Origin of the sequence: Stenotrophomonas sp. CCNWLW57, from assembly GCF_037203925.1 — a bacterium.
GTDB classification, from domain to species: domain Bacteria; phylum Pseudomonadota; class Gammaproteobacteria; order Xanthomonadales; family Xanthomonadaceae; genus Stenotrophomonas; species Stenotrophomonas rhizophila_A.
In genome coordinates, this window is record NZ_JBBCBJ010000009.1 from 14,040 (window position 1) to 26,612 (window position 12,573).

At 66.4% G+C, this 12,573-nt stretch carries 14 protein-coding genes; 10 read left to right on the forward strand and 4 right to left on the reverse strand.

What is annotated here, in order from left to right; genetic code table 11:
* Positions 1 to 140: 140 nt before the first annotated feature.
* Genes coxB through V9K91_RS18145 form a run of 5 tightly spaced genes read left to right on the forward strand, consistent with a single transcriptional unit; the run spans position 141 to position 4,366 of the window.
* Complete coding sequence (gene coxB, locus V9K91_RS18125; protein WP_217538214.1) at positions 141 to 1,082, forward strand: cytochrome c oxidase subunit II; 942 nt, start codon at positions 141 to 143, stop codon at positions 1,080 to 1,082.
* A gap of 59 nt (positions 1,083 to 1,141) precedes the next feature.
* Positions 1,142 to 2,752 carry a cytochrome c oxidase subunit I gene (gene ctaD / locus V9K91_RS18130; protein WP_068848748.1) on the forward strand — a complete coding sequence of 537 codons (1,611 nt, stop codon included), beginning with the start codon at positions 1,142 to 1,144 and terminating at the stop codon, positions 2,750 to 2,752.
* Between the two features lie 8 nt (positions 2,753 to 2,760).
* Complete coding sequence (locus V9K91_RS18135) at positions 2,761 to 2,889, forward strand: hypothetical protein (RefSeq protein ID WP_256947664.1); 129 nt, start codon at positions 2,761 to 2,763, stop codon at positions 2,887 to 2,889.
* Positions 2,886 to 3,467 (forward strand): cytochrome c oxidase assembly protein, encoded by a 582-nt coding sequence (locus V9K91_RS18140; RefSeq protein WP_068848749.1) that lies wholly within the window; start codon positions 2,886 to 2,888, stop codon positions 3,465 to 3,467. Before V9K91_RS18135 ends, V9K91_RS18140 begins: the two co-directional genes overlap by 4 nt.
* Positions 3,468 to 3,487: 20 nt before the next feature.
* On the forward strand, positions 3,488 to 4,366 hold the full coding sequence (locus V9K91_RS18145; protein WP_068848751.1) for a cytochrome c oxidase subunit 3: 879 nt from the start codon (positions 3,488 to 3,490) through the stop codon (positions 4,364 to 4,366).
* Positions 4,367 to 4,378: 12 nt separating this feature from the next.
* Here the strand turns inward: V9K91_RS18145 and V9K91_RS18150 are convergent, their stop codons facing one another.
* Positions 4,379 to 4,597: a twin transmembrane helix small protein gene (locus V9K91_RS18150; RefSeq protein WP_068848753.1), complete on the reverse strand. Its 219-nt coding sequence runs from the start codon at positions 4,595 to 4,597 to the stop codon at positions 4,379 to 4,381.
* A gap of 57 nt (positions 4,598 to 4,654) precedes the next feature.
* Between V9K91_RS18150 and V9K91_RS18155 the strand changes: the two genes are divergently transcribed.
* The 5 genes from V9K91_RS18155 (at position 4,655) to V9K91_RS18175 (ending at position 8,963) form a co-directional block, all read left to right on the forward strand.
* The gene (locus V9K91_RS18155) at positions 4,655 to 5,386 is read left to right on the forward strand and encodes an SURF1 family protein (RefSeq protein WP_336443484.1); all 732 of its coding nucleotides are present in this window, start codon (positions 4,655 to 4,657) and stop codon (positions 5,384 to 5,386) included.
* A 13-nt stretch (positions 5,387 to 5,399) separates the two neighbouring features.
* Positions 5,400 to 5,975: a hypothetical protein gene (locus tag V9K91_RS18160; protein ID WP_093532971.1), complete on the forward strand. Its 576-nt coding sequence runs from the start codon at positions 5,400 to 5,402 to the stop codon at positions 5,973 to 5,975.
* A 10-nt stretch (positions 5,976 to 5,985) separates the two neighbouring features.
* Positions 5,986 to 7,182, forward strand: coding sequence for a COX15/CtaA family protein (locus V9K91_RS18165; RefSeq protein WP_093532972.1), 1,197 nt, complete (start codon positions 5,986 to 5,988; stop codon positions 7,180 to 7,182).
* Positions 7,179 to 8,066, forward strand: a complete 888-nt coding sequence (gene cyoE, locus V9K91_RS18170) for a heme o synthase (protein WP_210132159.1) — start codon at positions 7,179 to 7,181, stop codon at positions 8,064 to 8,066. Before V9K91_RS18165 ends, cyoE begins: the two co-directional genes overlap by 4 nt.
* 72 nt (positions 8,067 to 8,138) lie before the next feature.
* The gene (locus tag V9K91_RS18175) at positions 8,139 to 8,963 is read left to right on the forward strand and encodes a calcium-binding protein (protein WP_336443485.1); all 825 of its coding nucleotides are present in this window, start codon (positions 8,139 to 8,141) and stop codon (positions 8,961 to 8,963) included.
* A gap of 227 nt (positions 8,964 to 9,190) precedes the next feature.
* On the opposite strand, the gene V9K91_RS18180 is transcribed toward V9K91_RS18175, so the two are convergent.
* Genes V9K91_RS18180 through dnaG form a run of 3 tightly spaced genes read right to left on the reverse strand, consistent with a single transcriptional unit; the run spans position 9,191 to position 12,572 of the window.
* The gene (locus tag V9K91_RS18180) at positions 9,191 to 10,183 is read right to left on the reverse strand and encodes a bile acid:sodium symporter family protein (protein WP_249833633.1); all 993 of its coding nucleotides are present in this window, start codon (positions 10,181 to 10,183) and stop codon (positions 9,191 to 9,193) included.
* A 52-nt stretch (positions 10,184 to 10,235) separates the two neighbouring features.
* Complete coding sequence (locus V9K91_RS18185; RefSeq protein ID WP_336443486.1) at positions 10,236 to 10,823, reverse strand: sulfur transferase domain-containing protein; 588 nt, start codon at positions 10,821 to 10,823, stop codon at positions 10,236 to 10,238.
* A 24-nt stretch (positions 10,824 to 10,847) separates the two neighbouring features.
* Complete coding sequence (gene dnaG / locus V9K91_RS18190) at positions 10,848 to 12,572, reverse strand: DNA primase (RefSeq protein ID WP_336443487.1); 1,725 nt, start codon at positions 12,570 to 12,572, stop codon at positions 10,848 to 10,850.
* Between the last annotated feature and the right edge of the window lies 1 nt (position 12,573).

Consider the following 12,573-nt stretch of genomic DNA (forward strand, 5'->3'; position numbering starts at 1 on the left):
AGATGAATCCGCACCCGGTCGATCGCCGGTGTTCAGTGCATACCCCCATGGGGTGGGGGCTGATCGTCGGCGGGAAGAGAACCAGAAGGCTTGCTAGTGGCCAGCGATGGCTGCAACCGACGACGCTAAGGGTCTAGGCAATGAAGCAACGCAGAAAGTGGGGCACGCAGTTCGCAAAGGCAGTGGGGTGTGGGGCAGCGCTGATGGCGCCGGCACTGGCGTGGGCTCAATCGGCCGACCCGGTTCCGTGGCAGCTGAACATGGGCAAGGGGGTCACCCAGAGCTCGCGGCTGGCCTGGGAATCCAACATGTTCTCCCTGTGGGTGTGTACGGTCATCGGCGTGCTGGTATTCGGCGCGATGTTCTATGCCATCTTCAAGTTCCGCAAATCCAAGGGGGCGGTCGCCGCCACCTTCAGCCACAACACCAGGGCCGAGATCGTCTGGACGGTCATTCCAGTGATCATCCTGGTGGTGATGGCGTGGCCGGCCACGGCCAACCTGATCAAGTTCTACGACACCCGCGATGCTGAAATGACCGTCAAGGTCACTGGCTACCAGTGGATGTGGAAGTACGAATACCTGGGTGAAGACGTCACCTTCACCAGCCGCCTGGACCGCGAATCCGACCGGGTCCGGCAGAGCGGCAAGGTACCCGACCGCGAAAGCCACCCGCATTACCTGCTCGACGTGGACAACCGCCTGGTGCTGCCGGTCGACACCAAGGTGCGTTTCGTCATCACTTCCGATGACGTGATCCACGCGTGGTGGGTGCCCGCGCTGGGCTGGAAGCAGGACGCCATTCCCGGTTTCGTCAACGAAGCCTGGACCAATATCGAGAAGGTCGGCGTGTACCGCGGCCAGTGTGCCGAACTGTGCGGCAAGGACCATGGCTTCATGCCCATCGTGGTGGAAGCGGTGTCCAAGGAAGATTTCCAGAAGTGGCTGGCCGGAAAGCGGCCCAAGGCGCCCGATCCGGCGCCGGCACCGGCCGCACCGGAAGCCGCCCCTGCGCCCGCAGACCCGGCGGCGCCCGCACCCGAGGCTGCACCCGCAGCTGCACCGGCGCCTGAAAACGCCTGATACGAACCGCGCGCGCCGCATGGCGCGCGCTGATACCGAACCAACGAGGTGGTGTGGCGATGGCGCATTCCGCAGTTGATCACGACGGGCATCACGGGCATCAGCAGTCGTTCTTCGAACGTTGGTTCTTCTCGACCAACCACAAGGACATCGGCACGCTCTACCTGCTTTTCAGCTTCATCATGTTCATCATCGGCGCGGCGATGAGCGTGATCATCCGCGCCGAGCTGATGCAGCCTGGCCTGCAGTTCGTGAAGCCGGAAACCTTCAACCAGCTCACCACCGTGCATGCGCTGGTGATGATCTTCGGCGGCGTCATGCCCGCCTTCGTCGGCCTGGCCAACTGGATGATCCCGCTGCAGGTGGGCGCGCCGGACATGGCGCTGCCGCGCATGAACAACTGGTCGTTCTGGCTGCTGCCGGTGGCCTTCAGCCTGCTGCTGCTCACCTTCCTGCTGCCCGGCGGCGCGCCGGCCGGCGGCTGGACCCTGTACCCGCCGCTGTCGCTGCAGGGCGGCTACAACGTGGCGTTCACCGTGTTCGCCATCCACGTGGCCGGCATCAGTTCGATCATGGGCGCGATCAACATCATTGCCACCGTGCTCAACATGCGCGCGCCGGGCATCGACCTGCTGAAGATGCCGATCTTCTGCTGGTCCTGGCTGATCACCGCCTTCCTGCTGATCGCGGTGATGCCGGTGCTGGCCGGTGCGGTGACCATGCTGCTCACCGACAAGTTCTTCGGTACCAGCTTCTTCAACGCGGCCGGCGGCGGCGACCCGGTGATGTTCCAGCACATCTTCTGGTTCTTCGGCCACCCGGAGGTGTACATCATGATCCTGCCGGCGTTCGGCGTGGTCAGTGAAATCATCCCCACCTTCAGCCGCAAGCCGCTGTTCGGTTACCAGGCCATGGTCTACGCGATCGCCGCGATCGCCTTCCTGTCCTTCATCGTCTGGGCCCACCACATGTTCACCGTGGGCATGCCGCTGGGCGGCGAAATCTACTTCATGTTCGCCACCATGCTGATCTCCATCCCCACCGGGGTGAAGGTGTTCAACTGGGTGAGCACCATGTGGCGCGGTTCACTCACCTTCGAAGCGCCCATGCTGTGGGCGGTCGCCTTCGTGATCCTGTTCACCATCGGCGGCTTCTCCGGCCTGATGCTGGCCATCGTGGTGGCCGACTTCCAGTACCACGACACCTACTTCGTGGTGGCGCACTTCCACTACGTGCTGGTCACCGGCGCGGTGTTCGCGCTGATCGGCGCGGTGTACTACTGGTGGCCGAAGTGGACCGGGCGCATGTACAGCGAGTTCTGGGCCAAGGTGCACTTCTGGTGGTCCATCATTTTCGTGAACCTGCTGTTCTTCCCGCAGCACTTCCTGGGCCTGGCCGGCATGCCGCGCCGCATTCCCGATTACAGCGTGGCGTTTGCCGACTGGAACCTGATCAGCTCCATTGGCGCGTTCGGCATGTTCGTGACCCCGTTCATGATGGCTGCGATCCTGATCGCCTCGCTGCGCAACGGCGAAAAGGCCGCTGACCGCGCCTGGGAAGGTGCACGCGGGCTGGAATGGACGGTTCCGTCACCGGCACCGGCGCATACCTTCACCGTACCGCCGACCATCCGCCCGGGCGATCTGGCCCACGACGACATCACCCATTGAGGTCCGCCATGCATGATGTCCATCAACAGGATCTGGCTGCCCGCCGCCAACGCGCACGGCGCACCGCGCTGTGGGTCGGTGCGGTCGCGATCCTGGTCTATGTCGGCTTCATCCTGAGCGGGGTGCTGGGCCGATGAGCGAGACCCGCCCCGCACCGCATGCCGGGCTGCCGCGCCTGATCGCGGTGGCGGTGGCGGTGTTCGTGCTCACCTTTTCGCTGGTGCCGCTGTATCGCATCGCCTGCGAAAAGGTATTCGGGGTGCGGCTGGAGCGTGGCCCCGGTGCGGCGGCGGTGGGTGCGCCCGGCGCAGCCAAGCGCACCGTGCGCGTCCAGTTCGATGGCGGCGTGAACTCCAAACTGCCGTGGGCCTTCCACCCCGAACAGCTGACCATGGACGTGGTGCCCGGCGAACTCAACGAAGCGCTGTACTACGCGCGCAATGACAGCGACCACGCGCTGGTGGGCAGCGCGGTGCCGTCGGTGGCCCCGGCCAAGGCCTCGGGTTACTTCAGCAAGACCGAATGCTTCTGCTTCACCGCGCAGACCCTGGTGGCCGGCGAGAAACGCGACATGCCGGTGCGTTTCATCGTCGACCCGGACCTGCCAGCCAACATCAAGACCATCACCCTGTCCTACACGTTCTACAAGAACGACGCGCTGTCGGCGCAGCTGGCCACGGCGACCCCGCCGGCCACCGCGCGCTCGGCACCCTGATACGTACCCGGATACCGATCATGGCCACCCAGCACAGCCCAGACGCCAACGTGTACTTCGTGCCCACCCACAGCAAGTGGCCCTTCATCGGCTCCATCGCGATGATGGTCACCATGGTGGGCGTGGCCAGCTGGCTCAATGATGCCGGCTGGGGCAAGTGGACCTTCTACGCCGGCATCGCCATGCTGGTGCTGACCCTGTTCTGGTGGTTCAGCGACGTCGTGCGCGAATCGCAGGCCGGCAACTACAACCACCAGGTCGACGGCTCGTTCCGGATGGGCATGGTGTGGTTCATCTTCTCCGAAGTGATGTTCTTCGGTGCCTTCTTCGGCGCGCTGTTCTACACCCGCAACCTGGGCCTGCCGTGGCTGGGCGGCGAGGGCGACGGGGTGATGACCAACGAACTGCTCTGGGATGGCTACTCGGCCGCCTGGCCGACCAACGGCCCGGGCGCCATCGGCGGCCACTTCCAGACCATTCCGGCCTGGGGCCTGCCGCTGATCAACACGCTTATCCTGCTTACCTCAGGCGTCACCCTCACCATCGCCCACCACGCGCTCAAGGCCGGCCACCGCCGCCAGCTGCTGGTGTGGCTGGGCATCACCGTGCTGCTGGGCGCGTTCTTCCTCACCCTGCAGGCCGAGGAATACATCCACGCCTACAAGGAGCTCAACCTCACCCTGGGCTCGGGCATCTACGGCTCCACGTTCTTCATGCTCACCGGCTTCCACGGTGCGCACGTGCTGCTGGGCACGATCATGCTGATCGTGATGTGGCTGCGCTCGGCCAAGGGCCACTTCACCCGCGACAACCACTTCGGTTTCGAGGCCGCCGCGTGGTACTGGCACTTCGTCGACGTGGTGTGGCTGATGCTGTTCCTGTTCGTCTACGTGCTGTAGCGTCGGGCGGTATCAGCCGCCCACGCCGTGGGGTTTGATCCAGCCGCTGTAGATGCCGATGGCCACCAGCACGATCAGCGCTACCGATACCGCGATGCGGCGGGTGAGCGCATTGACCGTGCGTTTGGTCTGGCCACGGTCGACCAGCAGGTAATACAGCCCCGCGCCCAGATTCCAGACGATGACGATCAGAAACGCGATTACCAGCAGGGTCTTCAACGAATCATTCATGCGCAGCTCGAGGGCAGGGCGGGTATGCCTATCTGACCGCGTTTTGCCGGCGTTGTCATGATGCGCAAGCACACGCGCCTGATCGGCTGGGTCGTCGCCGTGCTGGTGATCCTGGCGTTCTGCCAGCTGGGCCGCTGGCAGCTGCAGCGGATGCATGAAAAACAGGCGCTGCTGGACCAGCAGCTGCCGGCCCGTGCGCAGACCCTCAGCCTGGCCCAGGCGCAGGCTGCACCGGTGCAGCTGCGCTGGGTGGAAGACCACGGCCACTTCCTCCCCGGCACCGTGCTGCTGGACAACCAGACCCGCGAAGGCCGCGCCGGCATCAAGGTGTACCAGCCGTTCCGCAGCGATGGCGGCGCGGTGGTGCTGGTGGACCTGGGCTGGCTGCCGATGCCGGGCGACCGCACCCTGCCGGCCATCGTGCCGCGCGACGGCCCCGCCCAGGTGGCCGGCCTGCTGGCGCCGCCGCCGGCCAGCGGGATCGTGCTGGGCCCGGCAGTCACCGCGACCCCGCAACCGGGTGTGTGGCTGGCCAACCGCATGCCGCCCGATGACGTCGCCTCCACGCTGGCACTGCCCGCGGGCAGCCTGAAGGGCCCGGTACTGCGCCTGGATCCCGCGCTGCCCGGCGGCTATGCCCGCGACCTGGAGCTGCTGCCCAACACCCTGCCGCCCAGCCGCCACCTCGGCTACGCCGTGCAGTGGTTCGGCCTGGCCCTGACCGTGCTGATCGTCGCCCTCGTCCTCGAATGGCGCCGGCGGCGCCCGGCACGCCCCCTTCTTCCATGAGAAAATCCCACGCATGAATGCCATCACCCCGGAACAGCTCAAGGCCCGCAACCGTGGCCGCTGGACCCTGGTAGCCCTGTTCGGCCTGTTCTTCGGGGCCATGGCGCTGGCCGGCGTGCTGCGCTTCGCCGGCTGGCAGCCGGCCGCCCACCGCAACACCGGCGAAGTGTTCACCCCGGCGGTGGACGCGCGCGCGCTGCCGCCCACCCTGGCCAACGGCCAACCGTACCCGTGGAACCCTGATGCCCATGTCTGGCGCATCCTGGTGGCGCCGGCCCCGGGCTGCGCGGCCGAGTGCGTCACTTTGTCGCAGGGATTGGACAAGGTGTGGCAGCTGTTCGGCCATAGGGCCGATAATGTCGAGATCCTGTGGCTGGGTACGCCGCCGGCCGAGGTCCAGGGCTTTCCCGCCCTGCGCGTGCTGGCCCCCCAGCCGAACCTGCGTGCCGTGTTGCCCGCCGTGGATGACGCCGCCGGCACGCCTGTGTATGTCATCGACCCGAACGGGTTCGTGATCATGCGGTATGCGCCGGGATTCGAATTGGCCGGTCTGCGCAAGGACATGGCCACGCTGTTGAAACTGAAGTGAGTTCCGTTTGATGAACCCCACCGCGCGCCCGGCGCTGCATCGCAATTTCCACCGTCTGGCGTGGTTCGCCCTGATCATGACGGCCAGCACGATCATGTTTGGTTCGTTCGTGCGCCTGTCCGATGCCGGCCTGAGCTGCCCGGACTGGCCGACCTGCTATGGCCGCGTGACCTGGCCGCAGCATGCGCAGGAAGTGATCGGCCACGAAGCGGCCAAGATCCGCCCGCTGGAAACCCACAAGGCGTGGCGCGAGCAGGTGCACCGTTTCCTGGCAGGCGCGCTGGGCATTGAAATCCTCACCCTGGCCCTGCTGGCCACGCGCCGCCGGCGTTGGGGCACCACCGCCGTGGTTACCGCGTGCGTGCTGGTGGCCACCGGCATCCCGTTGTACATGATGGGCATGCATGTCCTGGCCAGCATCCTGGCCATCACCGGCGAAGTGATCCTGCTGATCGCCGCGTTGCGCTGGAACAACATCGACCTCTCACGCGCGGCCTTGCTGACGCTGGCGGTGGTGATCTTCCAGGCGCTGCTGGGCATGTGGACGGTGACCCTGCTGCTCAAGCCCATCGTGGTGATGGGCCACCTGCTCGGTGGCATGCTGATGTTCGGGCTGCTGGTGTGGATGGCCTGGCGCGCCACGCACATGCCGATCACCCTGGTGCAGGCGCCGAAGCTGAAGTGGCTGCTGCGCATCGGCGTGGCCGTGCTGGTCATGCAGATCGCATTGGGTGGCTGGGTGAGCGCCAACTACGCCGCGCTGGCCTGCGGTGGCGGCAGTGCCTCGCTGGATAACTTCCCGCGCTGCGTCAGCCAGTGGTGGCCGCAGCACGACTTCAAGGAAGGCTTCACGCTGTGGCGTGGCATCGGCGTGGATTACGAAGGGGGCGTGCTCGATGGCGCTTCGCGCATCGCGATCCAGATGGCGCACCGCATGTTCGCGATCGTGGTGGCGGTGTACCTGCTGTGGCTGGCGGTGCGCCTGTACCGGCTGCCGAGCATGCGCGGCTGGGCCAGTGCGCTGGGGCTGCTGGTGGTGGCGCAGATCACCCTGGGCATTCTCAACGTGAAGCTGGCGGTGCCGCTGGAAGTGGCGGTGGCGCACAGCGGCGGCGCGGTCGCCCTGCTGTTCGTGCTGGTCACGCTGATGGCGCGCCTGCGCGCGCCTTCCGACGTGGTGGATGAAGCCGCTGGGGCGACACCATGAGCGTGCGGCAGTACTGGGACCTGACCAAGCCGAAGGTCGTGGCGTTGATCGTGTTCACCGCGCTGGTGGGCATGTTCCTGGCCATCCCCGCGTTGCCCACCGCCGAGCAGGCCGTGCGCGGCGCGCTGGGTTTCCTCGGCATCTGGCTGGCGGCCTCGGCCGCGGCGGCCATCAACCAGCTGCTGGACGCGCAGATCGACGCGCAGATGGCGCGCACCTCGTGGCGGCCACTGGTGGTGGGCAAGGTCAAGCCGTGGCAGGTGCTGGTGTTTGCCGGCGCGCTCATCGTGCTGTCGATGACCATCCTGGTGCTCTGGGTGAACGTCATCACCGCCGTGCTGACCTTCGCCTCGCTGATCGGCTACGCGGTGATCTACACCGTGTACCTCAAGCGCGCCACCTCGCAGAACATCGTCATCGGCGGTCTCGCCGGCGCCACCCCGCCGCTGCTGGGCTGGGCGGCCATCACCGGCATGCAGGGCCCGTGGGACTGGGCGTATGCATCGTTGCTGGTGCTGATCATCTTCATCTGGACCCCGCCGCATTTCTGGGCGCTGGCAATCTTCCGCCGCGAAGACTACGCCAAGGCCAAGATCCCGATGTTGCCGGTCACCCATGGCGTGGCGTACACCCGCAAGTCGATCATGGCGTATTCCATCGTGCTGGCCATCGTCAGCATCCTGCCCACGGTGGTGGGCATGAGCGGGCTGTTCTACCTGGGCGGCGCGATAGTGCTCAACGCCGTATTCCTCTGGTACGCCTGGCGCATGCTCAACCCGCCGGATGAGCTGTTCTCGATGAAGATGTTCGGCTACTCCATCGTCTACCTGATGGCGCTGTTCGCGTTCCTGATGGTGGACCACTGGATGCTGCCGTTCCTGTGAGCTTCCTGCGCCGGCCTTGAAACAGGCCATTGCGTCGCCATTGCTTTCATGACCCCAACAGGACGTGACGGCATGAAGCGATGGCTCTGGATGGCTGTGACGGTGGCTTCGATGGTGTGCGGCACAGCCGCCGCCGTGCCGGCAGGCGGTGTCGGTGACACCGCAACACAGATCGTGACCTTGGCGGGCGACCACCGGCTGGTGGTGCTCGGCGAATACCACGGAACCGCCGAAACGCCGCTGCTGGTGGCTGACCTGATGGAACGCTACAGCCGCGACAACGCGTCCGTGCGGCTGGGGTTGGAGCTGCCGATGAGCGAGAACGCCGCGCTGGCGCGGTACCTGCGCTCCAACGGCGATGCGGATGCGCGCGAAGCACTGCGCACCTCGCCGTTCTGGCGGGTGAAAGATGGCCAGCATGACGGGCGCCGTAGTCGCGACATGCTGGCGCTGATCGAAGCCCTGCGCGTGCTGCGGGCGCAGGGTCGCGATATCGCTGTAGCGGGCTACGATATTGAGATCAGCGCGTACGACAGCGACGTGGATCGCGACGCGGAGATGGCCACCCATGTGCGGCAGCAGTTCAACGCGCTGCCCAGCGCGGCGCGGATGTTGGTACTGACAGGCAACGTGCATGCGATGCGCCACCCGTTCGAAGATGCGCCCCCGGAAATGCAGCATCGCACCATGGCGGCGTTCCTTCTGGACCTGCCGCTGTACAGCGTGCGCGTGGAGGCACTGCGTGGCCACACCTGGCATTGCATTAGCCCCTGCCGCGCGATGCCGCTGCTCGAGCGGCCGGCGCGCGATCCGGTCGCCGAAACGGACCCGGATCGCTCGTATGACGTATGGGTGTACCTGCCAGAGCTGAGCGTAGGCACGTTGACCGACCGCTGACGCTAGGCGGCGCGGAACCCGGCGGGCTGGGAACGGCTTTGGTAGGGTCGCTTCCCAAACGACCGCCGGTAGCAATGATCAGCGCGATGGCGGCATGACCCTGGCCGACGCCACGTCGCAAAGCGCAGTTCCGATGATTGTCATGCCCACCATCGGCTGATCACCGTTATCGGCGGTCGTTTGGGAAGCGACCCTACCAACATCGCCGCGTACCGCGTGCTGCGCCGTCAGTCCAATGGCGCGGGGTTCACCACGGGGTCGCGTGCGTAGCGCTGCGCGATCACCGCGCAGACGATCAGCTGGATCTGGTGGTAGATCATGATCGGCAGCACGATGGCGCCCAGGCTGCCGCCGGCGAACAGGATCTTGGCCATCGGCACGCCGGTGGCCAGGCTCTTCTTGGAACCGCAGAACAGGATGGTGATGCGGTCTTCGCGGTTGAAGCCCAGCCGCCGTGACAGGAAGGCAATCGTCGGCATGGCGATACCCAGCAGCACCGCCGCCACCACCGCCACGGTGAGCAGCGACAGCAGCGGGGTCTTGCTCCACAGCCCTTCGTTCACCGCTTCACCGAAGGCCGAATACACCACCAGCAGGATCGTGCCCTGGTCGGTGTAGCGCAGCAGCGCACGCTGCCGTTCCACCCAGCGGGCGATCCACGGGCGCAGCAGGTGGCCGGCCACGAACGGCAGCAGCAGCTGCAGCATGATGCTCAGGATGGCCTGGCCGGGGTTGTGCATGCCGCCTGCGGTGCCGGCCAGCAGGGCCAGCAGCAGTGGGGTCAGGAATACGCCGAGGATGCTGGACAGCGAAGCGCTGACCACCGCTGCGGGCACGTTGCCCCGCGCCAGCGAGGTGAACGCGATCGATGACTGCACCGTGGACGGCAACGCGCACAGGAACAGCACGCCGATGTACAGCTCGGGGGTGAGCAGCCAGCCATCCAGCGGCTTGAACGCCAGCCCGAACAGCGGGAACAGCACGAACGTGCAGGCCAGGATGGTCAGGTGCAGGCGCCAGTGCAGCAGCCCGGCCATTATCGATTCGCGCGGCAGGCGCGCCCCGTGCAGGAAGAACAGCGCAGCGATGGCCACGTCGGTGACATCGTCCAGCACCATGGCCGCAGGACCGTGCATCGGCAGGAACGACGCGAGCAGCACGGTGCCGAGCAGGGCGAGAGTGAAGTTGTCCGGTCGCAGGCGCGACCACCAGCGGGTCATGGTGGGCAGGCTCCTGTAGAGCAGGGGGAAAGGGGGTGAAGCGGCAGCAGGATCAACGCGCGGTGTCCTGCTCGAGCAGGGTGCGGGTCTGGGCCTCCAGCGAGGTCATGCCGGCCTCGCGGCCGAACTGCAGGGCCTGTTCGGTAGATGCGCCCTGTTGCGCTTTCATCAGGGCCAGCAGCGCGCCGACGCGGTTGCCGGAGGCACAGTGCAGCAGTACCGGGCCATTGGCTTTGGCCAGTGCGGCCTGCAGGGCCTGCACCTTGGCGGGGGTCAGGCCGGCAGCACCGGCGACCGGGATGCGTACGTAGTGCAGGCCGAGCGATGCGGCCGTGGCGGTTTCGTCGAAGCCGCGGTCTTCGGTGGGTTGGCGCAGGTCGATCACGGTGGTGATGCCTGCCGTGGCGGCCTGCTGGAGTTGTTCTGCAGTCGGTTGCCCGCCGGTGTAGAGGTCTTTGGCGGGATTCCTGAAGGTTCGGGCGAGGTCGGCTTCGGCCAGCGAGGCAGGGCCGCGCTCTACCAGCCGAGCATCCAACCCGTCCTGCGTAGAGCGGGGCCCTGCCTCGCTGCTGGCCGGAGCAAGCAACACCAGGCACATCACACAGGCACTGAAGAAGGCGGGGCGGTTCCAACGTCGCATCACTTCACCTTCCTCCCTCATCGGTCAACGCAGCGTGGCGCGCGCCTTCAACAGCTCGCGCAGTTCGTACTTGTCAGTATCGTCCAGACCCTGCTGCCGCTGCTTTGCCTGAAGCTCCTCAAGACGTTGCAGCAACAGCTGTTTTTCCAGCTGCGCCACCGCATCGTGCAGTTCCTGGTTCCACATCGCCTCATCGCCGGGCAGGGTCTGCGCGGCCAGCTTGTGCAGCGATTCCTGCTCTTCGCGGCCTTCGAAATGCTCCAGCAGTGCGCCGGTGCTGATGTCCGGGCGCTGTTCCACCAGCGTGAGCAGCTCGATCAGCAGCTCCACCCCGGGCAGGCGCAGGCCGCTGAAGTGGTGGCCTTCCAGCGTCATCGCCAGCGACGGCTGCTGCAGCAGGATGGCAATGGCCGCGCGTACCAGGCTGCGCCGCTGCGCGGGTGCCACGGCGCGTGACGGCGGGCGCGATGCCGGCGCGGCGGCCGGTTTGGCGCCCAGCCCGGTCAACGTGGCCAGCTGCTGCTTCATCAGGTCGCCGAAGGCGCCATCGGGAATCTGCGCCAGCATCGGCCGCGCGCGTTCGGCCAGCCGTGCCTTGCCATCCAGCGTGGCCATGTTCACTTCGCGGGTGAGCTCATCGAAGAAGAACTGCGACAACGGCGTGGCCTGCTTCAGGCGCTCGTCGAAGCCGTCCTTCCCTTCCTTGCGCACGATGGTGTCGGGGTCTTCGCCATCGGGCAGGAACAGGAAGAACGCCTGGCGGCCATCCTTCATGCGCGGCAGCACCGATTCCAGCGCGCGCCAGCCGGCGCGGCGGCCGGCGGCGTCGCCGTCGAAGCAGAAGAACACATCCGGCGCGTTGCGGAACAGAAGTTCGGCGTGGTCCGGCGTGGTCGCCGTGCCCAGCGTGGCCACCGCCTGGGTGACCCCGAACTGGAACAGCGAGACCACGTCCATGTAGCCTTCGACCACGATCAGCCGCTCGATCTTCTGGTTGGCCTGGCGCACCTGCCACAGGCCGTACAGCTCGCGGCCCTTGTGGAACAGCGCGGTCTCGGGCGAGTTGAGGTACTTGGGGCCGTCGTCCTTCTCGAGCACCCGGCCGCCATAGGCGATCACGCGCCCGCGCCGGTCGAAGATCGGGAACATCACCCGGTCGCGGAACTTGTCGTAGACATGGCCGCGGTCGTTCTTGGAAAACAGCCCGGCGCGGTCAAGCAGCTTCATGCGCCGCTCGTCCTTGCCCAATGCATCCTTCAGCGCGCTGTAGCCATCGGGCGCGTAGCCGATCGCAAAGCGCGTGCGGTTTTCCTCGTCCACGCCGCGCTGGTCCAGGTAGGCACGGGCGGTGTCGCTGCCCTCCAGCGACTTCTGGAAGAAGCGCGTGGCCGCATCGAGCGCGGCGTACAGCTCGCGGCTGTCGTCCTGCTGCTGGGCGGTGCGCGGCTGCGTATCGCGCGGTACTTCCATGCCCACGCGCTTGGCCAGCTCATCGACCGCGTCGAGGAACTCCAGGCGGTCGTAGTTCATCAGGAAGCTGATCGCGGTGCCGTGCGCGCCGCAGCCGAAGCAGTGGTAGAACTGCTTGGTGGGCGAGACCGTGAACGAGGCCGAGCGCTCGTCATGGAACGGGCAGCGCGCCGAGTATTCCTTGCCCTGGCGCTTCAACGGCACGCGGCTGCCCACCACTTCGACGATGTCGGAGCGGGCCAGCAGGTCGTCGATGAATGCGTCGGGGATACGGGCCATG

Excerpts from the sequence above, each read along its gene's own strand:
- coxB (WP_217538214.1), top strand. The coding sequence starts at position 141 with ATGAAGCAACGCAGAAAGTGGGGCACGCAGTTCGCAAAGGCAGTGGGG.
- ctaD (WP_068848748.1), top strand. The coding sequence starts at position 1,142 with ATGGCGCATTCCGCAGTTGATCACGACGGGCATCACGGGCATCAGCAG.
- V9K91_RS18135 (WP_256947664.1), top strand. The coding sequence starts at position 2,761 with ATGCATGATGTCCATCAACAGGATCTGGCTGCCCGCCGCCAACGCGCA.
- V9K91_RS18140 (WP_068848749.1), top strand. The coding sequence starts at position 2,886 with ATGAGCGAGACCCGCCCCGCACCGCATGCCGGGCTGCCGCGCCTGATC.
- V9K91_RS18145 (WP_068848751.1), top strand. The coding sequence starts at position 3,488 with ATGGCCACCCAGCACAGCCCAGACGCCAACGTGTACTTCGTGCCCACC.
- V9K91_RS18150 (WP_068848753.1), bottom strand. The coding sequence starts at position 4,597 with ATGAATGATTCGTTGAAGACCCTGCTGGTAATCGCGTTTCTGATCGTC.
- V9K91_RS18155 (WP_336443484.1), top strand. The coding sequence starts at position 4,655 with ATGATGCGCAAGCACACGCGCCTGATCGGCTGGGTCGTCGCCGTGCTG.
- V9K91_RS18160 (WP_093532971.1), top strand. The coding sequence starts at position 5,400 with ATGAATGCCATCACCCCGGAACAGCTCAAGGCCCGCAACCGTGGCCGC.
- V9K91_RS18165 (WP_093532972.1), top strand. The coding sequence starts at position 5,986 with ATGAACCCCACCGCGCGCCCGGCGCTGCATCGCAATTTCCACCGTCTG.
- cyoE (WP_210132159.1), top strand. The coding sequence starts at position 7,179 with ATGAGCGTGCGGCAGTACTGGGACCTGACCAAGCCGAAGGTCGTGGCG.
- V9K91_RS18175 (WP_336443485.1), top strand. The coding sequence starts at position 8,139 with ATGAAGCGATGGCTCTGGATGGCTGTGACGGTGGCTTCGATGGTGTGC.
- V9K91_RS18180 (WP_249833633.1), bottom strand. The coding sequence starts at position 10,183 with ATGACCCGCTGGTGGTCGCGCCTGCGACCGGACAACTTCACTCTCGCC.
- V9K91_RS18185 (WP_336443486.1), bottom strand. The coding sequence starts at position 10,823 with ATGCGACGTTGGAACCGCCCCGCCTTCTTCAGTGCCTGTGTGATGTGC.
- dnaG (WP_336443487.1), bottom strand. The coding sequence starts at position 12,572 with ATGGCCCGTATCCCCGACGCATTCATCGACGACCTGCTGGCCCGCTCC.